At 72.7% G+C, this 25,499-nt stretch carries 22 protein-coding genes; 18 read left to right on the top strand and 4 right to left on the bottom strand.

Going from position 1 to position 25,499, the window contains the following annotated elements; all coding sequences use genetic code 11:
• Positions 1–96: 96 nt before the first annotated feature.
• The 9 genes from ACWEQG_RS09935 to ACWEQG_RS09895 all read left to right on the top strand — a co-directional run bounded on the left by ACWEQG_RS09935 (position 97) and on the right by ACWEQG_RS09895 (position 10,945).
• On the top strand, positions 97–1,338 hold the full coding sequence (locus ACWEQG_RS09935; RefSeq protein WP_428833967.1) for an amidohydrolase: 1,242 nt from the start codon (positions 97–99) through the stop codon (positions 1,336–1,338).
• 10 nt (positions 1,339–1,348) lie between these two features.
• Positions 1,349–2,812: a serine/threonine-protein kinase gene (locus ACWEQG_RS09930; protein ID WP_452283428.1), complete on the top strand. Its 1,464-nt coding sequence runs from the start codon at positions 1,349–1,351 to the stop codon at positions 2,810–2,812.
• A gap of 95 nt (positions 2,813–2,907) precedes the next feature.
• Positions 2,908–3,936, top strand: coding sequence for a BMP family lipoprotein (locus tag ACWEQG_RS09925; RefSeq protein WP_452283426.1), 1,029 nt, complete (start codon positions 2,908–2,910; stop codon positions 3,934–3,936).
• Positions 3,937–4,104: 168 nt separating this feature from the next.
• Positions 4,105–5,178 (top strand): BMP family lipoprotein, encoded by a 1,074-nt coding sequence (locus ACWEQG_RS09920; RefSeq protein WP_452283424.1) that lies wholly within the window; start codon positions 4,105–4,107, stop codon positions 5,176–5,178.
• A gap of 101 nt (positions 5,179–5,279) precedes the next feature.
• On the top strand, positions 5,280–6,815 hold the full coding sequence (locus tag ACWEQG_RS09915; RefSeq protein ID WP_452283925.1) for an ABC transporter ATP-binding protein: 1,536 nt from the start codon (positions 5,280–5,282) through the stop codon (positions 6,813–6,815).
• The gene (locus ACWEQG_RS09910) at positions 6,812–7,942 is read left to right on the top strand and encodes an ABC transporter permease (RefSeq protein WP_452283422.1); all 1,131 of its coding nucleotides are present in this window, start codon (positions 6,812–6,814) and stop codon (positions 7,940–7,942) included. The genes ACWEQG_RS09915 and ACWEQG_RS09910 overlap by 4 nt, the downstream gene beginning before the upstream one ends.
• 49 nt (positions 7,943–7,991) lie before the next feature.
• Positions 7,992–9,263: an ABC transporter permease gene (locus ACWEQG_RS09905; protein ID WP_452283420.1), complete on the top strand. Its 1,272-nt coding sequence runs from the start codon at positions 7,992–7,994 to the stop codon at positions 9,261–9,263.
• Entirely contained in the window at positions 9,260–9,649 is a 390-nt protein-coding gene (locus tag ACWEQG_RS09900) for a cytidine deaminase (protein ID WP_452283418.1), read from the top strand. Before ACWEQG_RS09905 ends, ACWEQG_RS09900 begins: the two co-directional genes overlap by 4 nt.
• A 9-nt stretch (positions 9,650–9,658) precedes the next feature.
• Positions 9,659–10,945, top strand: coding sequence for a thymidine phosphorylase (locus ACWEQG_RS09895; protein ID WP_452283416.1), 1,287 nt, complete (start codon positions 9,659–9,661; stop codon positions 10,943–10,945).
• 118 nt (positions 10,946–11,063) lie between these two features.
• Here ACWEQG_RS09895 and ACWEQG_RS09890 read toward each other — a convergent pair whose 3' ends face one another.
• The gene (locus ACWEQG_RS09890; RefSeq protein WP_452283414.1) at positions 11,064–12,044 is read right to left on the bottom strand and encodes an ArsR/SmtB family transcription factor; all 981 of its coding nucleotides are present in this window, start codon (positions 12,042–12,044) and stop codon (positions 11,064–11,066) included.
• 58 nt (positions 12,045–12,102) lie between these two features.
• Here ACWEQG_RS09890 and ACWEQG_RS09885 point away from each other — a divergent pair, with 58 nt between their 5' ends.
• Both ACWEQG_RS09885 and ACWEQG_RS09880 read left to right on the top strand, forming a co-directional pair.
• Positions 12,103–13,305 (top strand): MFS transporter, encoded by a 1,203-nt coding sequence (locus tag ACWEQG_RS09885; protein ID WP_452283412.1) that lies wholly within the window; start codon positions 12,103–12,105, stop codon positions 13,303–13,305.
• Between the two features lie 72 nt (positions 13,306–13,377).
• Positions 13,378–14,196, top strand: a complete 819-nt coding sequence (locus ACWEQG_RS09880) for a VOC family protein (protein ID WP_452283410.1) — start codon at positions 13,378–13,380, stop codon at positions 14,194–14,196.
• Between the two features lie 18 nt (positions 14,197–14,214).
• Here ACWEQG_RS09880 and ACWEQG_RS09875 read toward each other — a convergent pair whose 3' ends face one another.
• Positions 14,215–14,673: a MarR family winged helix-turn-helix transcriptional regulator gene (locus tag ACWEQG_RS09875; RefSeq protein ID WP_363472740.1), complete on the bottom strand. Its 459-nt coding sequence runs from the start codon at positions 14,671–14,673 to the stop codon at positions 14,215–14,217.
• 103 nt (positions 14,674–14,776) lie between these two features.
• Between ACWEQG_RS09875 and ACWEQG_RS09870 the strand changes: the two genes are divergently transcribed.
• The gene (locus tag ACWEQG_RS09870) at positions 14,777–16,195 is read left to right on the top strand and encodes an MFS transporter (protein WP_363472737.1); all 1,419 of its coding nucleotides are present in this window, start codon (positions 14,777–14,779) and stop codon (positions 16,193–16,195) included.
• A gap of 117 nt (positions 16,196–16,312) precedes the next feature.
• Here the strand turns inward: ACWEQG_RS09870 and ACWEQG_RS09865 are convergent, their stop codons facing one another.
• A complete protein-coding gene (locus ACWEQG_RS09865; protein ID WP_452283408.1) occupies positions 16,313–17,200 on the bottom strand; it encodes a GNAT family N-acetyltransferase in 888 nt (295 codons plus the stop codon).
• Positions 17,201–17,329: 129 nt separating this feature from the next.
• On the opposite strand from ACWEQG_RS09865, the gene ACWEQG_RS09860 reads away from it, so the two are divergent.
• The 4 genes from ACWEQG_RS09860 to ACWEQG_RS09845 all read left to right on the top strand — a co-directional run bounded on the left by ACWEQG_RS09860 (position 17,330) and on the right by ACWEQG_RS09845 (position 21,629).
• The gene (locus ACWEQG_RS09860; protein WP_182908349.1) at positions 17,330–17,683 is read left to right on the top strand and encodes a cupin domain-containing protein; all 354 of its coding nucleotides are present in this window, start codon (positions 17,330–17,332) and stop codon (positions 17,681–17,683) included.
• Between the two features lie 82 nt (positions 17,684–17,765).
• A complete protein-coding gene (locus ACWEQG_RS09855; protein ID WP_452283406.1) occupies positions 17,766–18,854 on the top strand; it encodes an adenosine deaminase in 1,089 nt (362 codons plus the stop codon).
• A complete protein-coding gene (locus ACWEQG_RS09850) occupies positions 18,851–19,432 on the top strand; it encodes a PH domain-containing protein (protein WP_363472721.1) in 582 nt (193 codons plus the stop codon). Before ACWEQG_RS09855 ends, ACWEQG_RS09850 begins: the two co-directional genes overlap by 4 nt.
• Positions 19,433–19,487: 55 nt before the next feature.
• Positions 19,488–21,629: a histidine kinase gene (locus tag ACWEQG_RS09845; RefSeq protein WP_452283404.1), complete on the top strand. Its 2,142-nt coding sequence runs from the start codon at positions 19,488–19,490 to the stop codon at positions 21,627–21,629.
• On the opposite strand, the gene ACWEQG_RS09840 is transcribed toward ACWEQG_RS09845, so the two are convergent.
• Positions 21,626–22,234 carry a response regulator transcription factor gene (locus ACWEQG_RS09840; protein ID WP_452283402.1) on the bottom strand — a complete coding sequence of 203 codons (609 nt, stop codon included), beginning with the start codon at positions 22,232–22,234 and terminating at the stop codon, positions 21,626–21,628. The genes ACWEQG_RS09845 and ACWEQG_RS09840 overlap by 4 nt on opposite strands.
• 98 nt (positions 22,235–22,332) lie before the next feature.
• Here ACWEQG_RS09840 and ACWEQG_RS09835 point away from each other — a divergent pair, with 98 nt between their 5' ends.
• The gene (locus tag ACWEQG_RS09835; protein ID WP_452283400.1) at positions 22,333–23,067 is read left to right on the top strand and encodes an ABC transporter ATP-binding protein; all 735 of its coding nucleotides are present in this window, start codon (positions 22,333–22,335) and stop codon (positions 23,065–23,067) included.
• Entirely contained in the window at positions 23,064–25,454 is a 2,391-nt protein-coding gene (locus ACWEQG_RS09830) for an FtsX-like permease family protein (protein ID WP_452283398.1), read from the top strand. The genes ACWEQG_RS09835 and ACWEQG_RS09830 overlap by 4 nt, the downstream gene beginning before the upstream one ends.
• Positions 25,455–25,499: the final 45 nt, after the last annotated feature.

Here is a 25,499-nt window from a genome sequence, read left to right as displayed (position 1 = left end):
CCGCTCGACCCTTTTGGGCTTTTTCTGTGACTTTGCGTGATCATATGGTGATCCGGCGACCCGTGGCGGGACGGCTCGCCGGAGAAGGGAAGTTCCGTGGCCACCTCATCGAAGCTCGCAGCGCCGGACGCGGCCGTGCCGGGAAGTAGCGACCTGGCCGGGCAACTGGCGGAATTCCTGCGCGGGCACAACGATGAGCTGATCGAGTTCCGGCGCGACGTACACGCGCACCCGGAGATCGCCTTCAGCGAGCATCGCACGACCGAGAAGATCGCTGAGCGGCTGACGGACGCCGGGCTCACCCCGCACCCGCTGTCGCGCGGCACCGGCCTGTGGGTGGACCTGGGCCGGGACGAGGGCCCCACTGTCGCCCTGCGCGCGGACATCGACGCGCTGCCCATGGAGGACGAGAAGGACGTCCCCTACCGCTCCACGAACTCGAACGCGTGCCACGCCTGCGGTCACGACGTGCACACGGCGGTCGTCCTCGGCGCGGGGCTGTTCCTGGCGTCGCAGGCCGACGCGGGAGCCCTCCCCGGCCGGGTACGGCTGATCTTCCAGCCCGCCGAGGAGGTCGCGGGCGGCGCGCTGGAGGTCATGCGCGACGGCGGCCTGAACGAGGTCGACCGCATCTTCGCGGTGCACTGCGACCCGCGTCTCGACGTCGGCCACGTCGGCCTGCGGACCGGCCCGATCACCGGGTCCTGCGACAGCCTGCGCATCCGGGTCGCGGGTCCTGGCGGGCACACCGCCCGGCCGCACCTGACCGTGGACCTCGTCTACGCGCTCAGCAAGATCGTCACCGAGCTGCCGGCCGCGCTGTCACGCCGCGTGGACCCCCGTTCCAGCCTCAGCCTCGTGTGGGGTCAGATCTCCGCGGGCTCGGTGGCCAACGCGATCCCGGACGTCGGGGTCGCGCAGGGCACGGTGAGGTCGCTCGACGAGGAGGCCTGGCACCAGGCCCCCGACATGGTCAAGACCCTGCTCGACTCGGTCGCCGGCGCGTACGGCGTGGACGCCGAGATCGACTACCGGCGCGGCACTCCGCCCACGGTGAACGAGGCCACCAGCATCCAGATGCTGCACGACGCGGTGAATCAGATCGTCGGCGACGGGGCGGCCGTGCCCACGCCGCAGAGCCTCGGCGGTGAGGACTTCTCCTGGTACCTCGAGTCGGTGCCCGGCGCGCTCGCCCGGCTGGGCACCCGGCCGGTGGGGGCCGTCGACGAGGTCGACCTCCACCGTCCGCAGTTCGACGTCGACGAGCGGGCGATCGGGATCGGCGTCAAGGTCCTCGCCGCCACGGCGCTGACCGCGCTGTGGGGCGGCGCCCGCTGACCCTCGTCCGTTGAACCGGCCGACCCCGCCGGGCCGTACGCCGCCTGCGCCCGGCGCATCCCCCCTGCGCCCGGAAGACCCCCGCCACCTCGGGGACTACCGCCTCACCGGCCGCCTCGGCGCGGGCGGCCAGGGAGTCGTCTTCCTCGGCGCGGCCGGCGCGTCGGGCGGGCCGGTGGCCGTGAAGCTCCTGCACGCACGGCTCGACGACGCTCCCGCCCGGCGCGCGTTCGCCCGGGAGATCGAGGCGGTGCGCCGGGTGGCGCCCTTCTGCACCGCACAGGTCCTCGACGCCGATCTGGACGGCGACCGGCCGTACATCGTGAGCGAGTACGTCGACGGTCCGTCGCTGCGCGAGCACGTGCGGGCGGCGGGCCCGCGGACGGGCGGCGACCTCGACCGAATCGCCGTGCAGACGGCCACCGCGCTGGCCGCGATCCACCGGGCGGGGGTCGTCCACCGCGACTTCAAGCCGGGCAACGTGCTCCTCGGCTCCGACGGGCTGCGGGTCGTCGACTTCGGCATCTCCCGCCTCGCCGACGCCACCGCCACGACGGGAGACCCGGTCGGCACCCCGGCCTACATCGCCCCCGAGCAGCTGCGGGGGCGGCCCGCGGGGCCGGCGGCGGACCTGTTCTGCTGGGCGCTCACGCTCGTCTACGCGGCGAGCGGCAGGCAGGCCTACACCGGTGACACGCACGCGGCCGTGATGGCCCGCATCCTGTACGGCACGCCGGACCTCGGGCCGCTCACCGGCCTGCTGAAGGACCTCGTCGTGGCGTGCCTGGCCGCGGAACCGGCCGACCGGCCGGACGCGGCACAGGTGCTGAGCGCCCTGCTCGGCCGGGCCCCGGAGCGACCGGGTCCGGCCGTGCCGGATACTTCCGTGCCGAGCCCTGCCGTGCCGAATCCTCCCGGGCCGAATCCTCCCGGGCCGAATCCTCCCGGGCCTACTGCCATCGGGCCGGATCCGGCCGGACCCGAACGTACGGAGCCCGAACGTACGGAGCCCGAACGTACGGAGCCCGAGCGGGTGGCGCAGGGCCGGACCGGCGGACGGCGTCCCGGGCGGGCGCGCGTGGTCGCACCGGTCGCATCGATCGCCGTGGTCGCCGTCCTCGCCGCGCTGGGCGTCGCGTGGGCGCTGACGGACCGCGGGCCCGGGCGCCTCTACGGGACCTGGACAGGTGTCGCCACCCACCCCTCGGCCGGCCGGGTCTTCCCGGTCGAGATCCGTCTCGCGGAACCGGCGCGGATGCGGTGGGGCGCCGACCTGCACTGCTCCGGCCGTCTCACCCCCGCCGGCGGGTCGGACGCGGTGGTCGTGCTGACCCTCGACCGGGTGAAAGGCGACGCCTGTCATCCGGGAAACGTCACGATCACCTGGCGGGGCGAGAACGCCGCCGGCTTCGAGGTGACGCGCGAAGGGGAAGAGGCCGCTCGCTATTCGGGATCCATTACCCGAGCAAACTAACTCAAATGGAATAAACCTGTCAGAGACGCGACGCGTTCTCGGCCCTCGCCGAGGGGTATCGCGGACAGTAGGACCACCCTGGTTAGGAGGTCCGAGTGCGGGCGTTCCGGGCGGTGACGGCGGGCGCCGTCGCCGTCGCCGTCGCCGTCGCGGCGGGATGCCACGGCGGGGCGGACGCCGCGCCGCCACGCACCGGCCCGCTGCGGGTCGGGCTCGCGTACGACATCGGCGGCCGGGGCGACAAGTCGTACAACGACGCCGCGGCCGCCGGGATCGACGAGGCCATGCGCAACCTGAGCGGCATGCGGGTGAAGGAGGTGGCGGCCGCGCGGGGCGAGCCCGCCCGCCGGAAGGTGGAGCGGGTGCGGGCCCTCGCCGAGGCCGGGTACGACCCGATCATCGCCGTCGGCTACTCATACGCCCCGGCACTGAGGCGGATCGCCCCGCGGTTCCCCCGGACGCGGTTCGCCATCCTGGACGAGCCGTCCGTGTCGGGTCCCAACATCACGAACCTGCTGTTCGCCGAGGAGCAGGGCTCGTTCCTCATGGGCGCGGCGGCGGCCATGAAGTCACGCACCGGCGACGTCGGCTTCGTCGGGGGCAATCGCTCCCCCCTGGTCAGGAAGTTCGAGGTCGGCTACGTCCAGGGTGTGAAGCACGTGAACCCGCGGGCGCGGATCAGGATCGTCTATCTCACCGGCCCCCAGGACCTGCGCGGATTCGAGAGCCCGGCGAAGGCGCGCAGGGCCGCCCGGCGCATGTACCGCGCGGGCGCCGGCGTGGTCTACCAGGTGGCCGGGGCCTCGGGGACCGGGGTGTTCCGCGCGGCGAAGGACGCGGGGGCATGGGCGATCGGCGTCGACTACGACCAGGCCAAGACCGCCGACCCCGCCGTGCGCGACGTGATCCTGACCTCGATGATCAAACGGATCGACGTCGCGGTCTACGACTATCTCGCCGACGTGGCCGACCGGACCGTCAGCAGCGGCCCTGAGGTGTACGACCTGAAGCTCGGCGGTGTCGACTACACCCTCACCGGCGGCCATATCACGGACATCCAGCCGCGCCTGGAGCAGCTCAAGCAGGAGATCATCCACGGCAGGGTCAAGGTTTCCCCAGGCTGACGCCCCGGTCACGGTGCGGCCTGGGCTCAATAACGGACATGTTGCGGACTGGTGTGCGGGTTTGGTCTATGCAGGTCAAACAACTATCTTCCGTGCAGGGTTGCCGTGCGTTCCTGCGTGCGTGCGACGAGAGTCAGACGGGCGGGGAACGGAAGGGGAGTCACGACCTTGCTCCACAATCGAATCAGCAGACTGGCCGCCGCCACCGCGGGCGGTGCCTTGCTCATGGCCGCCGCCGCGTGTGGAGGTGGCGACAACGGCACCACGACCGAGGCCTCGGCCGGCGCCGGCGCGTCCTCCGCGCCCGCCGCCGCGCAGACCAAGGTCGGCCTGGCGTACGACATCGGCGGCCGCGGCGACGGTTCCTTCAACGACGCGGCCGCGGCCGGTCTGGACAAGGCCGCGGCGGAGCTCAAGGTCGAGAAGAAGGAGCTTGAGGCGACCGCGGGCGAGACCGACGCCCAGAAGGAGGAGCGGCTGCGCCTGCTCGCCTCCGGGGGTTACAACCCGGTGATCGCAGTGGGCTTCGCCTACTCGGGTTCCGTGGCGAAGGTCGCCAAGGAGTTCCCCGACGTCAAGTTCGCCATCGTGGACGACGACGCCGCCAAGGGCGACAACATCTCGAACCTGATGTTCGCCGAGGAGCAGGGGTCGTTCCTGGTCGGCGTCGCGGCGGCGCTCAAGTCCGAGAAGGGCAACGTCGGCTTCGTGGGCGGCGTCGACGTGCCGCTGATCCACAAGTTCGAGGCGGGCTTCGAGGCCGGCGCGAAGGCCGTCAAGTCGGACATCAAGATCCAGAGCAAGTACCTCACCCAGCCCCCGGACTTCGGCGGCTTCGGTGACCCGGCCAAGGGCAAGACGGCCGCGCAGGGCATGTACGACGCCGGCGCGGACGTGGTCTACCAGGCGGCCGGCGGTTCCGGCGCGGGCGTCTTCGAGGCGGCCAAGGCCGCGAAGGCGACGGCCATCGGCGTCGACTCCGACCAGGCGGCGCTCCCGGCGTACGCCGACTTCAAGGACGTGATCATCACCTCGATGATCAAGAAGGTCGACGTGGCGGTCTTCGACTTCCTGAAGAACTACACCACCGGGACCGTCAAGTCGGGCCCGTCCGTCTACGACCTCAAGGCGGGCGGCGTGGACTACTCCACGACCGGCGGCAAGATCGACGACATCAAGTCGAAGATCGACGAGTACAAGCAGAAGATCATCAACGGCGAGATCTCGGTCCCGACGTCCTGACCTGCGTAATCAAGGGGCCCGGAGGCACCCGCTCCGGGCCCTTTGCTCTACGCTCACTACCACTTGACCGTCACCGGGCACTCCGCGAGGAGGAGGCCGACATTACCGCCGCGACCGCTACGGAACCCGCAGTAGAGCTCACCGGGATCACCAAGAGGTTCCCGGGAGTCGTCGCCAACAGCGACATCCACCTCCGCGTCGCCAAAGGGCACATCCACGCCCTCGTCGGCGAGAACGGCGCGGGGAAGTCCACGCTGATGAAAATCCTGTACGGGATGCAGCGCCCCGACGAGGGGGAGATCCGCGTCAACGGGAAGCCCGTGGGGTTCCACACCCCCGGCGACGCGATCGACGCGGGCATCGGCATGGTCCACCAGCACTTCATGCTGGCGGACAACCTGACCGTGCTGGAGAACGTGGTCCTGGGCAGCGAGCCGCGCCGCGGCGGCGTCGCCCTCGACTTCGCCGCCGCGCGCAAGAAGATCAAGGAGATCTCCGACGCGTACGGCCTGGGCGTACGGCCCGACGTGCCGGTCGAGGACCTGGGCGTCGGCGACCGCCAGCGGGTGGAGATCCTCAAGGTGCTCTACCGGGGCGCCCGCATCCTGATCCTGGACGAGCCGACCGCCGTGCTCGTGCCCCACGAGGTCGAGGAGCTGTTCGACAACCTGCGCGGACTGGTCCGCGAGGGGCTGACGATCCTGTTCATCTCCCACAAGCTGGACGAGGTCCTGCGGGTCGCCGACGAGATCACCGTCATCCGGCGCGGGACCACCGTGGCGACCGTGGACCCCAAGGACGTGACCTCCCGAAAGCTCGCCGAGCTGATGGTCGGCAGCGAGTTGCCCAGCCCCGAGACCCGCGAGTCGACCGTCACCGACGTCGTCGCCCTGTCCGTACGCGACCTGACCGTGCGCACCGGCGACGGGCGGCCGGTGGTCGAGAACGTGAGCTTCGACATCCGCAAGGGCGAGGTGCTCGGCATCGCGGGCGTCGAGGGCAACGGCCAGGCGGAACTGGTCGAGGCGATCATGGGCATGCGCCCGTGTGAGGCCGCCACGCTCACCCTCGGCGGCGCCGACATCTCCCAGTGGTCGACCCTGCAGCGGCGCGCGGGCGGCATCGGCTACATCCCCGAGGACCGCCACCGGCACGGCCTGCTGCTGGAGTCGCCGCTCTGGGAGAACCGCATCCTCGGCCACCAGACCCGCAAACCCAACGTCAAGGGCCCGTGGATCGACCGCGCCGGCGCGCGGGCCGACACCCGGCGCATCGTCGAGGAGTACGACGTGCGCACCCCCGGCATCGACGTGGACGCGGCCACGCTGTCCGGCGGCAACCAGCAGAAGCTGATCGTCGGGCGGGAGATGAGCGGCGACCCCGTGCTGCTGATCGCCAGCCACCCCACCCGCGGCGTGGACATCGGCGCGCAGGCGGCGATCTGGGACCACCTGCGCACCGCGCGCGCCGCCGGGCTCGCCGTGCTGCTGATCTCCGCGGACCTCGACGAGCTGATCGGGCTGTCCGACACGCTCAAGGTGATCCTGCGCGGCAGGATCGTCGCCGACGTCGATCCCGCCAACGTGACCCCCGAGCAACTGGGCTCGGCGATGACCGGCGCCGGGGAGGGCGTATGAACGGGTTCGTCGACCGGCTGCTCGGCCGGGTGCGCCTCGGCGGCTGGCTCGCCGTCGCCGCGCCGGTCATCGCGGTCGCCTTCGCGGTGCTGATCACCTCGGTGGTCCTGCTCATCGCGGGCAGCGATCCGGTCGAGGCGTTCACCACGCTCGCGGACTACGGCACCCAGCCGCGGTCGATGGCCATGATCCTCAACACCGGGGTCATGTACTACATCTCCGCGCTCGCGGTGGCCGTCGGCTTCCGGATGAACCTCTTCAACATCGGCGTGGACGGCCAGTACCGGCTCGCGGCCGTGGTCGCCGCCGGGCTCGGTGGCGCCGCCGTGGTGCCCGGCGTGCTCAACATCGTCCTCGTGATCGTCGTCGCGGTGGTCGTCGGCGCGCTGTGGGCCGCGATCGCCGGTCTGCTCCGGGTGTACCGGGGCGTGAGCGAGGTCATCTCGACCATCATGCTGAACGCGATCGCCACCGGCCTCGGGTCGTGGCTGGTCAGCGAGCACTTCGGCGTGCTGACCGGCAACGACCTCGGCACCCGGCCGATCCCCGACGACGCGCACATGCCGGGCATCCCGCTCATCGCGGGCACGCCGGTGCTGGTCAACGGCTTCATCGTGGTCGCGGTCCTGCTCGGTATCGCGTACTGGGTCGTGCTCAACCGCACCCGGTTCGGCTTCGAGCTGCGGGCGACCGGCAAGTCCGAGTCGGCGGCGGTGGCCAGCGGCGTCAGCGTGAAGAAGATGATCGTCGTCACGATGGTCATGTCGGGGGCGGTCGCCGGTCTGATCGGGATGCCGGAGCTGCTCGGCGCCTCCTACAAGTACAGCAACAACTTCCCGGCCGGCCTCGGCTTCACGGGCATCGCGATCGCCCTTCTCGGCCGCAACAACCCGGTCGGCATGGCGGTCGGCGCGCTGCTGTGGGGCTTCCTGGACAACTCGTCCAACCAGCTCCAGCTGCTGGACATCTCCAAGGAGATCGTCCAGATCATGCAGGGCGTCGTCGTGCTCTCCGTGATCATCGCGTACGAGCTGGTCCACCGCTACCGCATCGTCGCGGAGCAACGCAGGGTCAGCCGCGAGCTGGCCGCGCCGCAGGAGGCGCCGAAGGCGGAGGCGGCGGCATGAGCGAGCGGAACGGTGCGCGCGGCGGGCCGGACGGAATCGAGGAGACGGCATGACGGCGACGGACCTCCCGGTCGACCGCCCGGTCGAGACACCCCCGGCGCGTCGCTTCCGGCTGTCGGCGCCGGTTCTCCTGCTCGGCCTGGCCGGGCTGGTGGTGCTGCTGTCGGTCGCGCGGCTGGTGACCGGGGCGAACGACATCACCTCGGCGGGCACGGTCAGCGCCGCGCTCGGTCTCGCTGTGCCGATCGGGCTCGCCGGTCTCGGCGGCCTGTGGTCGGAGCGGGCCGGCGTGGTCAACATCGGTCTCGAAGGCATGATGGTGCTCGGCACCTGGTTCGGCGCCTGGGGCGCCCTCCAGTTCCACAGCCCCTGGGCGGGTGTGGTCGCCGGCGCCGTCGGCGGGGCGCTGGGCGCGGTGATCCACGCCGTCGCCACCGTGACCTTCGGCGTCGACCACATCATCTCCGGCGTGGCGATCAACATCGTCGGCGTCGGCTTCACCCAGTATCTGTCCCAGCTCGTCTTCGACGGCATGCCGGGCGGCGGGACGAAGAACTCGCCGCCGCTGCCCAAGATGGGCACGGTGAGCCTGGGCTTCCTCGACGACCCGCTGCGGACCGTCGAGGCCAAGCACTGGTTCGTCCTGTCGGACTTCGCGGGCGTGCTGCGGGGCATCACCCAGGGCGTGTCCTGGTTCACGATCCTGGCGATCCTGCTGATCCCGCTGTCGTTCTACATCCTGTGGCGCACGCCGTTCGGCCTGCGGCTGCGGGCGTGCGGCGAGCGTCCGGTCGCGGCGGAGTCGCTGGGCGTCAACGTCTACCTGTACAAGTGGGCCGCCGTGATCGTCTCCGGCGTGCTCGCCGGGCTCGGCGGCGCGTTCCTGTCGATCGTGGCGGCGGGCATCTACCGGGACGGGCAGACGGGCGGTCGCGGGTACATCGGCCTGGCCGCCATGATCTTCGGTAACTGGCGTCCGGGCGGGCTCGCCGGGGGCGCGGCGCTGTTCGGCTACACCGACGCCCTCCAGCTCCGTCAGGGCGGCATCTCGGTGCACGCGCTGCTGCTGGTCGTCGCGCTGCTGCTCGCCGCCGTGGCGGTCTACCAGCTCGTACGGCAGCGGCGCGGGGTCGCGGCCCTGGTCACCGGGGTCGTGGCGATCGCGGTGTACGTGGTCTTCGCGGCGACGGACACCGTGCCGGAGCAGTTCACGTCGTTCACCCCCCACCTGACCACGCTCCTGGTGCTGTCGCTGGCCTCGCAGCGGCTGCGCATGCCGGCGGCGGACGGCGTCCCGTATCGAAGGGGGCAGGCGAAATGAGCATCGACTGGGAGGCGCTGCGGGTCGCGGCCCGCGAGGCCATGACCCACGCGTACGCGCCGTACTCGAAGTTCCCCGTGGGGGCGGCGGCGCTCGTCGACGACGGCCGGGTCGTGACCGGCTGCAACGTGGAGAACGCGTCGTACGGCGTGGGGCTGTGCGCCGAGTGCGGGCTCGTCTCGGCGCTGCACGCGAGCGGCGGCGGCCGGCTGGTGGCCTTCACCTGTGTGGACGGCCACGGCGAGCTGCTGATGCCGTGCGGCCGCTGCCGCCAGCTGCTGTTCGAGCACGGCGGGCGGGACCTGCTGGTGGAGACGCCCGAGGGGCCGATGCGGATGGCCGACTTCCTGCCGTTCGCCTTCGGGCCCGACGATCTGTCGCGATAAGGGGGAAGTGTGGGGTTCGACGCGATCGAGGTCATCATCGCCAAGCGCGACCGCGGTGAGCTGTCGGCCGCCCAGATCGACTGGGTGATCGACGCGTACACGCGGGGCGAGGTGGCCGACGAGCAGATGTCGGCGCTGCTGATGGCGATCCTGCTCAACGGCATGAACCGCAGGGAGATCGCGGACTGGACCCAGGCCATGATCAGGTCGGGGGAGCGGATGGACTGGTCCTCCCTCGACCGGCCCACGGCCGACAAGCACTCCACCGGAGGGGTCGGCGACAAGATCACCCTGCCGCTGGCCCCGCTCGTCGCCGCCTGCGGCGCGTACGTGCCGCAGTTGTCCGGGCGCGGCCTCGGGCACACCGGCGGCACGCTGGACAAGCTGGAGTCGATCCCCGGCTGGCGGGCGTCCCTGTCGAACGACGAGATGCTCGCCGTGATCCGCTCGGCCGGGGCGGTCGTCTGCGCGGCGGGCGCGGGCCTCGCCCCCGCGGACAAGAAGCTCTACGCGCTGCGGGACGTGACCGGCACGGTCGAGTCGATCCCGCTGATCGCCTCCTCGATCATGTCCAAGAAGATCGCCGAGGGCACGGGCTCGCTCGTGCTCGACGTGAAGGCCGGCTCGGGCGCGTTCATGAAGAACGTGGACGACGCGCGCGAGCTGGCCCGGACGATGGTCGAGCTCGGCACCGACGCCGGGGTGCGCACGGTCGCCCTGCTGACCGCCATGGACCGGCCGCTGGGCCTGAAGGTGGGCAACGCGCTGGAGGTCGAGGAGTCCGTCGAGGTGCTCGCCGGCGGCGGCCCCGCCGACGTGGTCGAGCTCACCGTGCGGCTGGCCCGGGAGATGCTGGAGGCCGCCGGGGTGCCGGGCGCCAGGGACCCCGAGGAGGCGCTGAAGGACGGCTCGGCGATGGACGCCTGGCGGCGCATGATCGTCGCCCAGGGCGGCGACCCGGACGCGCCGCTGCCGAAGGCCGCCGAGTCGGCCGTGGTCACCGCCCCCTCCACGGGCACGCTGCGCACGCTCGACGCGCTCAAGGTCGGCCTGGCGGCCTGGCGCCTGGGGGCCGGGCGGGCCCGCAAGGAGGACCCGGTGTCGGCGGGCGCGGGAGTCGTCCTGCACGCCAAGCCGGGCGACGCCGTACGCGAGGGCGCGCCGCTGATGACCCTGTACGCCGACGAGGCCGGCCGGTTCGACCGGGCCCTCCAGGCGATCGAGGGGGCGTACGAGATCGGCGAGGACGGCGGCGCGGACCTGCTGCCGCTGGTCATCGACCGCCTGACGGCCTGAGCGTCGGCTCGGGCCGTCGGCGGGCCGCGCTACGCCTGCCGTCGACGGAGCCGTATTCGCGCGCCGATGGCCGCGGCCGCCTCGCTCATGATGGCGGTATCAACAGAACATTCGTTCACTACATCGAACCGATGTCTGCGTCATTCGCCGCGAGGGCGTCGCCGAGGGGCGTGCGGTAGTAAAGGACCGAACGCCCGGCCCGGCGGCGCCGTACGAGACCGGCGTCGAGGAGCACCTTGAGGTGGCGGCCCACCGACCCCAGCCCCTGATGGGTCAGCGCCACGAGATGCGTCGTGCTCTTCGGCGCGGCGAGCAGCACGAGCACCCGCGCACGCGCAGGGCCGAGCAGTCTGCCGAGCGCATCGGGCACCGGCGCCCGGCCGGGCTCGGCCAGCGTTCCCGAGCAGGGGTAGACCAGGGCGTAGTGCCGGCCCGCCGTCCACGCGGTCCACGCCTGGCGGGGAGTGACCGGGACGAACATCAGCCTCGCCCCGCCGATCCGCCTCGGCGGGTAGTCGTAGGTGTTGATCTGCAGCCGGTTGCCGCCGAGCCAGCGCATGCCCTTGCGCATGTCGTTCAGCGCGGCGGCCCAGCCGCCCTGGCTCATATGGCCCACGCGGGCGACGATGTCGGCCTCCACGATCCGCCGGCGGCGCGGCCAGTCGGGCAGCACCGTCCGCGTCCACACCCACTCCAACAGGCCGGCCGCGCGTTCGGGCAGGTCGGGACGGCGCAGCGGCTCCGGCAGCGGGCCGCGTAGCGCCACCTCGATGTCGGCGTGCGCCGTCTCGGGTGGCGTCGCGCGGACGCGGGCGAGTTCCTCCTCGAAAACAGGCTCGCCCTCGCCGGTCGGAGCGGGCGTGAGGAAGTCCGCGGTCCAGTTCCGTCCCCGCGCGGCCTTCAGCAGCAGCGCCGTGATCGGGTCGCCGGCCAGGCGGGCCCGGTAGGCGGGCAGGTGCTCGTCGAGCCACTCCCGCTCGCCCGGATGTGCCGCCGACGCCTTCTCGAGAGTGAACAGGCAGGCGGTGGCCTCGGCCAGCGGGGAGATCACGAACCGGCTGTCCGCAAGGGTGTCGGCGTTGACCAGCCACCAGCCCATGTTTCGCCTCCCCGCGAAACAATAACGGCGGAGCGGGGCGGTGATCGAGGCTCCCGTCATGCGTACCTATCGGGAACTGTTCCGCACCCCCGAGTTCACGCCCTTGTTCGCGGTCGCGTCCGCGCAGGTGGCGGCCTCGACCGTGAGCGGCCTCGCGCTGGGCACGCTCGTGTACGGCGCGACGCGGTCACCGCTGCTGTCGGCCCTGAGCATGTTCGGCGCGTCCTTCGCACAGGTGCTCGGGGCGACGGTGCTGCTGTCGGCCGCCGACCGGCTGCCCCCGCGCGCCGCGATGACGGCGCTGGCACTGGTGCACTGCGCCGGCACGGCCGCGCTCGCCGTGCCCGGGCTGCCGTTGTGGGCGGTGTTCGCCGCCGTCCTCGGCATGGGAATCGCGGCCTCCCTCGGCGGCGGAGTCCGGTTCGGGCTGCTCAACGAGATCCTGCCCAGGGACGGTTACCTGCTGGGCCGCTCGGTGCTCAGCATGTCGGTCGGCGTTCAGCAGATCATCGGATTCGTCGCCGGAGGCGTGCTCGTGACCGTGCTGTCCCCGCGCGGCACCCTGCTGACAGGGGCGGGGGTGTATCTCGTCGCGGCGACCGTCGCCCGGTGGGGGCTCTCCGCCCGCCCGCCCCGCGCCCAGGGACGGCCCTCGCCCGCCGAGACGTGGCGGATCAACCGCAGGCTCTGGTCCTCCGGGTCGCGCCGCCGCCTCTACCTCGCCCTGTGGGTGCCGAACGGCCTGATCGTCGGCTGTGAGTCGCTGTACGTCGCCTACGACTCCCGGCACGCCGGGCTGCTGTTCGCCTGTGCCGCCACCGGGATGCTCACCGGCGACATGCTGATGGGGCGGTTCGTCCCGAAGCGGTGGCGCGAGCGGCTGAGTGCTCCGCTGCGGCTGCTGCTCGCCGTGCCGTACCTGGTCTTCCTCGTCCACCCGTCCCCGCCGGTCGCGGTCGCCGCCGTCGTGCTCGCCTCGGCCGGATACTCGGCCGGCCTGCTGCTCCAGGAACGTCTCATGGCCGTCACCCCCGAGGAGATGAGCGGGCAGGCGCTCGGGCTGCAGTCCTCCGGCGTGCTCACCATGCAGGGGGTCGGCGCGGCGATCGCGGGGGCGGTGGCCCAGGTCACCTCGGCCGAGGCCGCCATGGGCGTGATGGCCGTGGCCTCCGTCGCGGTCACCCTCGCGCTGGCGCCCGGGCTGCGGGCCGACGCGGCCGTGGAGGTCCGCTCCTGCGCGTCCGCCGGGAGGACGGCGTGATCGGCCGTACGAGGCGGTGTGTCAGGGTGGTCCTGCCGCGCCGGACCGGCCGGACGCGCAGAGGGGAGAACCGTGGCGGATCACCGAGGCATCCGGCATGTCGAGATCGGCGTCGCCGACCTGACCCGCTCGCTCGGCTTCTACCGCGACCTGCTGGATCTCACCCCGGCGGACGGCCCGGCCGGGGGACCCGGCGTCGCCTGGCTGCAGGCGGGTCCCGTGCTGCTCAAGCTGGTCGAGACGGGAGAGGGCGATCTCGGCGGCTGGGTGAACGACGACCTCCAGCGTGGCATCCGGCACATCGGCTTCAAGGTCGGCGACGTCGATCTGCGGGCGGAGCGCGTGCGCGACGCCGGCGTGCCCTTCACGCTGCCGCCGCTCGACGCGGTCGGCGGCGTGCGCATCGCGTTCTTCCAGGACCCGGACGGCACCCATCTTGAGATCACCGACAACCACCTCCGGTATCACCGGGTCGCCTCGCCCGAGCTGGCCGAGCGGGAACGGCTGGCCGCCCTGGCCAGGCCGCGTACGGCGCCGCCGGTCTTCGACCACGTGGCGGTCACGTCCGCCGATCTCGGCACGGCGCTGGCCTTCTACCGGGACACGCTCGGCTACGAGGAGATCGGCCAGATAAGGCAGGACCAGGACCCCCGCGGCTTCCTGATCACCTATCTGCTGGCCGGGGACGCGGTTCTCGAGGTGTTCACGTTCACCGCCCCGACGACGGCGAGCCCGTGGACTCCCGATCGGGGCCGGCACGGCTTCCGGCACATCGCCGTCGCCGTCGAGAACCCGGAGAGGGAGGCCGCGCGGCTGGTGGCCGCCGGGGCACGTGTCGCGGCGGACGGTTCGCTCGTCGACCCCGACGGCGTCCCCCTCCGCCCCTCCTGACCGTCCGGCGCGCCGCGATCAGGCGGGGCGAGGCGCGTCGTCCGGGGCGGGAGGCGCGTAGCCGGCGTTCACGAGGTGCGGGAACAGGTGCGCGGACAGGACGGCCCGATGGGTGGGGATCGCCTCCGCGTGCCGCCGCCGGCCTTCCTCGGTGACGTGGACGAACACGCCGCGCCTGTCCGCCTCGCACAGGGCGCGGGCGACCAGCCCCTCGCGTTCCAGCCGGGCGATGAGGCGCGACAGCGCGCTCTGGCTCAGGTGGACCTGACCGGCGAGCTCCTGAACGCGGAACTTGGCCGCCCCCGGCTCCGCGCAGGGCGACTGCGTCTCGACCAGGCGCTCCAGCACCTCGAACTCGCTCACGCCGAGCCCGTGCTTGTCGCTGAGCTCCCGCTCCAGCGCACACGACACCTCGGAGTACCGGGCGAGCAGTTCGCGCCAGGCCATGACCACGAAGCCGGTGTCGGTGTCGTTCACGTGAGACCACCTTTCTTCGCGCGACCATACCATGCGCGCGCAATAGATGCAAACGCATTAATTGCTTGTGCATTGAATGCATGTGCATGTAACTTTCCTTGCCATGACTTCCTCCACTCAGGACGAGCGCTGGGGGGCCCGCCTGTGGGGTGCCCTCACCGTCCTCTGCGCCGTCGTGTTCCTCGACGCCCTCGACGTGTCGATGGTCGGGGTGGCGCTCCCGTCCATCCAGGCTGATCTCGGGATGTCCACCTCGTCACTCCAGTGGGTGGTGAGCGGCTACGTGCTGGGGTACGGCGGTCTGCTGCTGCTCGGGGGCCGGACCGCCGACCTGCTCGGGCGCCGCCGGGTGTTCCTGGCCGCCCTGGCCGTCTTCGCGGTCGCCTCGCTGCTCGGCGGGCTGATGAGCGACGGGACGCTGCTGATCGCGGCCCGCTTCGTCAAGGGCGTCAGCGCCGCGTTCACCGCGCCCGCCGCGCTGTCCATCATCACCACGACCTTCGCCGAGGGCCCCGCCCGCAACCGGGCCCTGAGCATCTTCACCGCCTGCGGCGCCAGCGGATTCTCGCTCGGGCTGGTCCTGTCCGGCCTGCTCACCGAGATCGGCTGGCGCTGGACGTTCTTCATGCCGGTGCCTGTCGCGATCATCGCTCTGGTGGCCGGGGCGCGGCTGCTCGACCGGGGCGAGGAGCGCGGCGAGGGCGGCCACGACCTCCTCGGCGCCGTGACCATCACGGCGGCCATGCTGCTCATGGTCTTCGCCGTGGTGGAGGCGCCCAAGGTGAGCGTGGCGCGCACGGTGCTGTCGCTCGCCGCGGCCGCCGCCCTCATCGGACTGTTCGTCTGGCTGGAGCGCCGGGTTCGGCACCCGCTGGTCCGGCTCGGCATCCTGCGCTCCGCGCCGCTCGTCCGGGCCAACATCGGCCTGGTCATCCTGTTCGGGTCGTACGTCGGCTTCCAGTTCGTGGCGATGCAGTACTTCCAGAACCTGCTGGGCTGGAGCGCCTTGGAGACCGCCCTCGCGTTCCTGCCGTCCGGGCTGCTGGTCGCGATCAGCTCGACCAAGATGGGCGGGTTCGCCGACCGCTTCGGCACCGCGCGCCTGATCGTGGTGGGCTCGGTGGCGCTGCTCGCGGGGTACGCGGTGTTCCTGCGGGTGGACCTCCACCCCGGCCTGCTCACGATGGTGCTGCCGGGCATGGCCCTGCTGGGCGTCGCCTTCGCGCTGTCGTTCCCCTCGCTCAACATCCAGGCGACCGCGGGGGTCGGCGACGAGGAGCAGGGGCTCGCCTCGGGTCTGCTGAACACCTCCGGCCAGGTCGGCGGAGCAGTGGTGCTGGCGATCGTCACCGCCGTCCTGACCGCGGGGGCGGACGGCGGCGACCCGATCGCCCGATTCCGTGCCGCGATCGTGGTCTCGGCCGGGTTCGCCCTTGTCGGCCTGGCCGTCGCCCTCACCGGGCTCCGGTTCAGGCGGCAGCCGGTCGAGGCACGGGAGGAACCGGTGCTGGAGATGGTCTGACCATCTGCCGGTTCGGAGGGGCGTCCCGGTCAGCGGGGCGCCCCTTTCCGCTGTCCGCAGGGCTGCCGGAGCCAGTGGTGGGCCGGCACCGGGAGGCCGCCGCACGCCTGTGTCCGCTCAGCCGAGCGCCGACATGAACGAGGCGACGAGACGGGACCGGTCCCCGGGGAGCGCGCGCCCGCCGTGGACCATGAACGACGTCGTGGAGGACTGCGGCACGCCGCGTCCGGCGATCCACGAGACCAACGCCTGGCGGCGGTGGTCGAGGTCGATCCTGATCCGGGCGTCCGCCCCCCGGGCCAGATCGGTGATGAGGACGCGGGCGGTCTCGTCGTCCTCCGCGACGACGGGCCCGACGAACAATCTGCCGGCGCTCCGCCAGGCCGCCCCGTAGCCGGTGATCTCACCGTCCCGCTCGACCGCCCGGACCTGCTCGGCGAAGGCGAACAGGCGGGTCAGCAGCCGCGAGCGGTCGGCCCCGAAGACCTCGATGTCGAGGGCGCACAGCGCGGCCAGGTCCCGCCCGGGCTCGGCGAGCCGTGAGGCGCCCCGCCCGGGACCCGCGCCGTACGGTCCGCCGTAGGGGTCGTCGCCGGCGTCGAAGTGGCCGACCCGGGCCTCGATCACGCCGACCGTCTCGAAGCCCAGCTTCTCGTACAGGGGCCGGCCGTACTCCGTCGCGCACAGGAACAGGGTCGCGTCGCCGGCCTCCGCCAGGACGTGCTCCAGGAGACGGCGTCCCAGCCCTCGCCCGCCGTGGCGGGAGGCCACCAGCATCATGCCGACCGCGGCCGCCGTCCTGCCGTAGCGGGTGAGGACGACCGTCCCCGCCAGTCCGCCGCCGTCAGGGGCGTCGATGCCGAAGCCCTCGCCGTTCTCCAGCAGGAGCCGCCACTTGCGCTCCTCCCTCGGCCAGGAGCGGTCCTGCGCCAGGTCGAGGCAGTGGGGCAGGTCCGCGAGGCCGAGGCGGCGGACGGGCAGGGCGGAGAGGGCTACGGGCTTCATGGGCACCTTTCCCTTGACGGCCATCCGACGGTAGCGCCCCGGCCCCCCGCCCGTGGCTCAGCGCCGGTGACGCGCAGTGCGGATATGCCCATATGACGTGATTCCTGGTGAACTGACAGACTGGTCGGCATGGTCAGGAGGATCGACGGCCCCACCCGCATCCCGGTGCCGGGCGGCAAGGTCATTGACGAGTACGTCGGCCGCGTCAACAGCGGCGACGAGCAGGTCTCCATCGCGCACATGGTGGCCCCGCCCGGCTGGGAGGAGCCCGCGCAGACCCCGGAGTTCGCCGAGTACACGCTCGTGCTCAAGGGGTCGGTCGTCGTGGAGCACGAGGGCGGCACGACCGTGGTCGAGGCGGGCCAGGCGTTCGTCAGCGAGCCCGGCGAGAAGATCCGCTACAGCTCCGGGCCGTCCGGTGCGGAGTACGTGGCCGTCTGCCTGCCCGCGTTCTCCCCGGATACCGCCAATCGCGAGGAGTGAGAATCGGCAGGTCTCGGCGATCCGAAGCCGCTCGGTCCCTGGCTAGGATTGCCGGACGGACGACCGTGGGGAGGAGGGTGGCATGAGTAAGCTGCCCGATTTGGAGGAGATTCGCAGGGCGCCCAAGGTGCTCCTGCACGACCATCTCGACGGCGGGCTGCGCCCCGGGACGATCGTCGACCTCGCCCGCGAATGCGGCCACACCCTGCCCACGTACGACCCCGGTGAGCTGGCGGTCTGGTTCAGGGACGCCGCGGACTCGGGTTCGCTGGAGCGCTACCTGGAGACGTTCTCGCACACCGTCGGGGTGATGCAGACGCGCGAGGCGCTGGTCAGGGTGGCCGCGGAGTGTGCCGAGGACCTGGCGGACGACGGCGTGATGTACGCCGAGGTGCGGTACGCGCCGGAGCAGCACACCTCCCTGGGCCTGTCGCTGGACCAGGTCGTCGAGGCCGTGCTGGAGGGCTTCCGGCTCGGCTCGGCCGGGCCGGACGGCCGGCCGCGGATCAGGGTGGGCACGCTGCTGACGGCCATGCGCCACCAGGCCCGCTCGATGGAGATCGCCGAGCTCGCCGTACGCTACCGGGACCTCGGCGTGGTGGGGTTCGACATCGCCGGCGCCGAGGCCGGTTACCCGCCCACCCGGCACCTGGACGCGTTCGAGTACCTCCAGCGGGAGAACGCCCACTTCACGATCCACGCGGGTGAGGGGTTCGGGCTGCCGTCGATCTGGCAGGCCATCCAGTGGTGCGGCGCCGACCGCCTGGGCCACGGCGTGCGGATCATCGACGACATCACGGTGTCGGACGACGGCGAGGCCAAGCTCGGCAGGCTGGCGGCGTACGTCCGCGACAAGCGGATACCGCTGGAGATGTGCCCGACGTCGAACCTGCAGACTGGGGCCGCCCCGTCGATCGCCGAGCATCCGATCGGCCTGCTGCGCCGCCTCTACTTCCGGGTGACGGTCAACACCGACAACCGGCTGATGAGCGGGACGAGCGTGTCGCAGGAGTTCGCCAGGCTGGTGGACGCGTTCAGCTACGACTGGGACGACCTGCAGTGGTTCACGGTCAACGCGATGAAGTCGGCCTTCATCCCGTTCGACGAACGGCTCGCGCTGATCAACGGCGTCATCAAGCCCGGGTACGCGCAGATGAAGTGGCGCGCATGAAACCTCAGGTGTACCGGTCCAAGCTGGCCTGGGTCTGCGGCTGGGCCTGGATGCTGTTCGCCGCCTGGAACGTGTGGGACCTGGTCGCCCACGGGAGCATCCCCAGCGCGCTGATCGCCGGCGCGGTGCTGGGCGTCATCACGGCGCTGGTCTTCGTGATGGCGCTGCGCCCCGCCATCGTGGCCGAGGAGGGCGGCGTCCGCGTGCGCAACGTGCTGCGGAACGCCTACGTCCCCTGGACCGGCGTGGACGACGTGTCCGTGGCAAGCGCCATCGTGATCGAGTCCGGGGACACCACCGTACGCTGCTGGACGCCCCAGGCGACGGCCCGTGAGCGGGCCAGGGCCGCCGGGCGGGCCGCCAAGGCGGCCAAGTCGGCGAACCGGGCCGAACGGGCGGTGGCCGAGGCCGTCGGCGCCCGCACCCACGCCGACTGGGTGGCCGGCCAGCTCACCGAGATGAGCCGGTCCCGCAGGGAGAACTCCTCCGGCGAGACCCGCGTCACCTGGTCTCCGTCCGCCCTGGCGGCCGTCGCCGCCGCGCTCGCCCTGGTCGCGGCCGCCTTCGTCGTCTCCTGACCACGGAGAGGGACCGGCGGCTCCGGAGTGGTCACCGTCTGCCGAAGGGGTCCGCGTGCGTCTGGCGCGAGTGATCGTCGTCGTTGTGCTCGCCGCCCTCGCGAGCGTCTATGTGGTCGCCGGTGCGCCGATCGCGCTGGCGGTGTTCGGCGTGCAGGTCCTCTACCTGCTGAAGGTCAGGACGTGGTGGCTGCTCGCCGCGCAGGCCGTCCTCGTCTACGCGGCGAGCGTCGCCGGCGGGGTCTCCACCGGGATCCTCGGCTTCCTGGCCGGTTCGCTGCTGCTGACCAGTACCCATCGTGATATCGCGCGCGTGCTCGCGCCGCTCGTGGTGGTGAGCGCGGCGCTGATCGACGCCTCCCGGGGCGGGGCGACGGCCGACGCGACGATCACCATGGTGCTGGTCTCGCTGGTCGTCTTCGGCCTCACCCGGCTCGTGGAGCGCGCGGGCGAGATGCACGCCGCCCGGCTCTCGCTGGCCGCCGCGGCCGTGGCAGCCGAGCGGCTGCGCCTCGCCGCCGAGCTCAACGACGGCCTCGGGCGGAGCCTCGAGGTGATCGTCGAGGGCGGTCGCCGCGCGCTCGCGGAACCGCGCGACGCGGCCGAGGTGCTGGCCTCGGTGACCGCCACCGCGCGTGCGGCGCTGACCGACGCCCGCGCCGCCTCCGCGGACTACCGCGCGACCTCCCTCGCTCCCGAGCTGGTCACGGCGCGGGCGATGCTCGACGCCGCGGGAATCGCCGTCGAGGTGCGCGGCGGCCACACCGAACCCCTCGGCCCCGGCGGGGCGCTGCTCGCGGGCGTGCTGCGCGAGGCCGTCACCGACGTCGTACGGCGGGGCACCGCCCGGCTGTGCGTCATCGAGACGGGCGAGCAGGCGGACGCGCAGGGAGGCAGGGTGCGGCTGCGCGTCGTCGACGACGGCCACCGCACCGCCGAGGGCGCGGACTTCGACGGCCTCCGGCTGGAGGAGGCGGGCGGCGCCCTCGTCACCGGCCTGACCCCCGCCGGGCACTTCGTGGTGGAGGCCACCCTTCCCCGCGGCCCGTCCGAGCGGACGGCGTCCGGCGAGACGGGCATCGGCACCGGTCTGGGGCAGAGCCGGGCGGGACGGTGGTGGTGGCTGCCGCCGGAGCCCGCGTACGACGCGTCGTACGTGGTGTCGGTCGCGGTGCTCGCGGCCGTCCTGGTGGGCTTCAGCGTCAAGGCACTCCTCCAGCTCCCCGGCGCCCTCGTGCTGCCGGCCGCGGCGTGCCTCGCCGTGATCGTCGTCATGCAGCTCCGCTCCGTCAACGGGCGTCACATGGTGGCGCTCGGGGTGATGGCGGTGCTCACGTACGCGCCCATCCCGGTGTTCGGGCCCGTGTGGCTCGGCGTGGCGGGCTTCCTCGCCGGGCCGGTCCTGCTCGCCTTCCCCTGGCGCGCCGCGTGGCCGGCGGCCGCGGCGATCGTGGCGAGCGTCGCCGGGGCCGGGATGCTGTTCGGCCTGCCGGCCCCCGTCCTCGCCAACAGCACGATCAGCGCGCTCGTCACCGGGCTCGTGGTCTACGCCCTGCTCCGCCTGGCCCAGATCGTGAAGGAGCTCCAGGCCGCGAGGGAGAGCCTGGCCCGCTCCGCGATCGTCGAGGAGCGTCTGCGCGCCGCCCGTGACCTGCACGACCTGCTGGGGCACTCCCTGGCCGCGATTCTCCTCACGTGTGAGCTGGCCCGCCGCCTGCCGAGCCCCCGGGAGCGGATCGAGGAGATCGTCGCCATGGCGGAGGGGGCGCGGGCGGACCTGCGGTCCGTCTCGGGCGAGCAGCGGGAGCTGTCCCTCGCGGCGGAGGTGGAGTCGGCGCGCACGGTGCTGTCGGCGGCCGGGATCCGGGTGACCGTGGAGCCGGTCGAGCCGGACCTGCCCGCCGAGGTCGAGACCGTGCTGGGCACCGTGCTCAGGGAGGCCGTGACGAACGTGCTCAGGCACAGCGAGGCCCGTCACTGCGCGATCACGATGCGCGCCGACGAGAGCGGGCTGCGGCTGCGGGTGCGCAACGACGGCGTCAGGCCGGGGGAGAGGCGGCGGGGGTCGTCCGGCATCGGCAACCTGACCACCCGCCTCGCCGCCCTGGACGGCCGGCTGACCTCGCGCGTCGACGGCGACCGGTTCACGCTCGACGCCTGCGTGCCGCATCCCGCCCAGCTGCCCGCGCGGCACTAGATCCAGCCGGCCTCGGTGGCGATGCGCACGGCGTCGGTCCGGTTGCGGGCGTTGAGCTTGGTGACGATCCCGGTGAGGTAGTTGCGCACGGTGCCCGCGGCCAGGTGGAGCCGCGCGGCGATGTCCGCGGCGTCCGCGCCGGAGGCCGCCAGACGGAGCACGTCCGCCTCACGCGGGGTGAGCGGGTTGTCCGACAGGTCCCAGGCGGTGACCGCGAGCGAGGGGTCGAGCACCCGCTCGCCGGCCGCGACCTTGCGGATGGCGACCACGAGTTCGTCCGGCGGCGCCGTCTTCAGCACGTAGCCGGCGACACCGGCGCCGAGGGCGCGGCGCAGGTGCCCCGGCTTGCCGTACGCGGTCAGCATCAGGGCGCGGCAGGCGGGCAGGCGCGTGCGGAGCTCGGCCGCGGCCGCCAGGCCGTCCAGTCTGCCGGGCATGTCGATGTCGAGGACGGCGACGTCGGGGCGGTGGACCAGCGCGGCGGCCAGGGCGGCCTCTCCGGACTCCACGGTCGCGACGACTTCCAGGTCCTCCTCCAGCCCGAGCAGGGCCGCCAGGGCGCTCCTGATGACGTGCTGGTCCTCGGCAAGGAGTACGCGAATCACGCGGATATGTCTACCAGTGTCCGGATCATGACGAGGTCATGGTCACGTGGTGAGGCCGTCTCTGGGAAGCGACGCCGCTGATCACCAGGCTTGAGCACATGACAGAGGTGCTCCGCCTTGACGCGGTGAGCAAGGTGTACGGAAAGGGACAGGGCGCGGTGGCCGCCCTGCGTGAGGTCTCGGTGAACATCCCGGGCGGGAGCTTCACCGCGGTGATGGGACCGTCGGGATCGGGCAAGAGCACGTTCCTGCACTGCGCGGCGGGGCTGGACACGCCCTCTTCCGGCTCGGTTCGGCTGGGCGGCACGGAGCTGTCCGGCATGGACGAGACCCGGCTGACGGAGCTGCGCAGGCAGCGGATCGGCTTCGTGTTCCAGGCGTTCAACCTGGTCTCGTCCCTGACCGTGCTGGAGAACATCACGCTGCCGATGCGGCTGGCCGGGGCGCGGGCCGACCGGGCGTGGCTCGACGAGATCGTCGGCCGGGTGGGGCTGACGGGCCGGCTCGGGCACCGCCCCGCCCAGCTGTCCGGCGGGCAGCAGCAGCGGGTCGCCATCGCCAGGGCGCTGGTGACCCGGCCGCAGGTGGTCTTCGGCGACGAGCCGACCGGCGCGCTCGACACGATGACGGCCCGTGACGTGCTCCGGCTGCTGCGGGAGGTGGTGGACGGCCTCGGCCAGACCGTGGTGATGGTGACCCACGACCCCGTGGCCGCCTCCTACGCCGACACCGTGCTGTTCCTCGCCGACGGCCGGATCGTGGACGCGATGGCCGGGCCGAGCGCGGAGAAGGTCGCCGACCGCATGACCAGGATGGGGGCGTACGCGGCATGATCACGGGACTCGCACTGAAGACCCTGCGGCACCGCGGGGCGGCGTTCGCGGGGGCGTTCGTGGCGCTGATGTGCGCCGCCGCGCTGGTCTGCGCGTGCCTGATGCTGCTGGAGACCGGCCTGCGGGGCGGGATCGCGCCGGAGCGCTACGCGGGCGCGCCGCTGATCGTCGCGGGCGACCAGAACGTCCACGAGACCGTGGCCAAGTCCTCCGGGAAGGTCAAGACGAAGGCCAAGCCGCTGTCGGAGCGGGTCTGGATCCCCGAGGCGACGGCCGCGAGGCTGCGCGGCCTGCCGGGCGTCTCCGAGGTGCTGACCGAGGTGACGTTCCCCCTGAACGGGCACGCTCTCGGGCACGGATGGGAGTCGGCGGGGCTCACGCCGTTCACCGTCGGGCGGGGCCGCCCGCCGCGCGGTGACGGCGAGGTGGTCGTGGACGCCCGCTCCGGCCTGTCCGTGGGCGCCGCTCTCGACGTCCGGGGGAAGGCCTACCGGGTCGTGGGGGTCACCGCGCAGGCCCTGCCGAGCCAGGACACGGTGTTCTTCTCGACGGCCGAGGCCCGCCGGCTGGCCGGGCGCCCGGGCCTGGTGACCGCGATCGGCGTATTTCCCCGCGTGGACGTCTCGCCGGTGCTGACCGATCGTCTGGTGGCCTACACCGGGGACGAGCGCGGCACCGTGGAGTTCCTCGACGCGGAGCAGGCGCGGGTGCGGCTGATCAGCCTGGGCGGCGCGCTGGGCGGCACGTCCCTGCTGGTGGCGATCCTCGTCGTGACCGGCACCTCCGCCCTCGCGGTCCAGCAGCGGCGGCGTGAGATCGCCCTCCTCCGCGCGGTCGCCGCCACGCCCGGGCAGGTGCGCCGGCTGCTGGGCGGCGAGGCGCTGCTGGTCGGCCTGGTCGCAGGCGTCGTCGGATCGGCGGCCGGCATCGGCCTCGGGTTCTGGCTGCGCGGCCGGTTCGTCGAGCTGGGCGCCATGCCGGCGAACCTGCGCCTGGTGGTCAGCCCCTTCCCGGCGGCGGCCGCCCTGCTGGCCGCCGTGGTGGCGGCCTGGGCCGCGACCCGTCTGTCGGTCCGCCGCACCGCGCGGATCCGCCCGGTCGAGGCGCTCGGCGAGGCCGCCATGGGCGGAGGCCGCCTGCCCCTCGGCCGGTCGATCGCGGGCGTCCTGTGCGTCGCCGGTGGAATCGCGCTGACGCTGGTGCTGTCGGGACTCGAGACCGAGGCGGCGTCGAGCCCCGTGACGATGCTGACCGCGCTCGTCTGGACGACGGCCGTCACCCTGCTCGGGCCGGTGCTCGCCCGCGTTGCGACCGCCCTGCTCGGCGTCGCGCTGCGCGCCTCCCGCGCCGGATACCTGGCGGCGGGCAACCTGCGGACGGGCCCGGGACGGATGGCCTCCGTGATGGCGCCGCTGACCCTTCTGGTGGCCATGACCTGCACCATCCTGTTCAGCCAGACCACGATGGGGCACGCGTCGGCCGCGCAGGCCGCCGCCGGCACCCACGCCGACTACGTCATGAGCGGCGCGACGGCCGAGGCGGTGCGCCGCGTGCCGGGCGTGCAGGCCGTCACCTCGGTGGTGCGCACCTCCGTGCGCGTCGGGCTGGACAAGTACGGCGCGCAGGGCGTCGACGGCGGCGAGCGGCCGCTCGGGCAGGCCGTGGACCTCGGGGTCGTCTCCGGCTCGCTCGACGGGTTCGGCGCCCGGTCGGCCGCGCTGAGCGAGTCGGCCGCCTCCAGGCTCGGGCTGTCGGTCGGCGAGTCGATCAGGTTCACCCTGGGCGACGGCACCCCGGCGGAGCTGAAGGTGGTGGCCATCTACTCCCGCGGCCTGGGGTTCGGCGACCTGACCCTGCCGTACGCGCTGGTCGCGGATCATGTCGACGATCCCTCGGGCGCCCTGCTCGTCGAGGCCCCCGCGGTCCCGCGCGCGGCCCTGGCCGCCGTGGCGCCGGTGGTGTCGCCGACGGAGGGGACCGGGACCCAGACCCCGAACGCCGAGGTCAATTACGTGGCCATGGGCCTGATCATCGCGTTCAGCGCGATCGCCGTGGTCAACACGCTGGCCATGTCCACCACGGACCGGTCGCGGGAGCTGGCCCTGCTCCGCCTGGTCGGCGCGACCCGGCGGCAGGTGCTGCGCATGCTCCGGCTGGAGACCCTGACCGCGCTGGTCGTCTCCGTGCTCGCCGGGACCGGCATCGCGTTCGTCACGCTGTCGGCCTTCGGCAGGGGGATGACCGGGTCGGCCCTGCCGTACGTCCCTCCGGCCGGCTACGCGCTGGTGATCGCCGCCGTGGCCGCGCTCGCCCTGGTCGCCACGAGCCTCCCCGCGCGTCTCGCCCTGCGCGCCCGCCCGGCCGAGACCATCGGCGCCCGTCAGTAGACCCTCCTCCCCCCGACACGCTCGAACTTCCCCGACGCACCTGAA

The sequence above is a fragment of the Microbispora sp. NPDC004025 genome (genome assembly GCF_053604425.1).
This window is presented reverse-complemented; position numbering and strand designations above follow the sequence as displayed.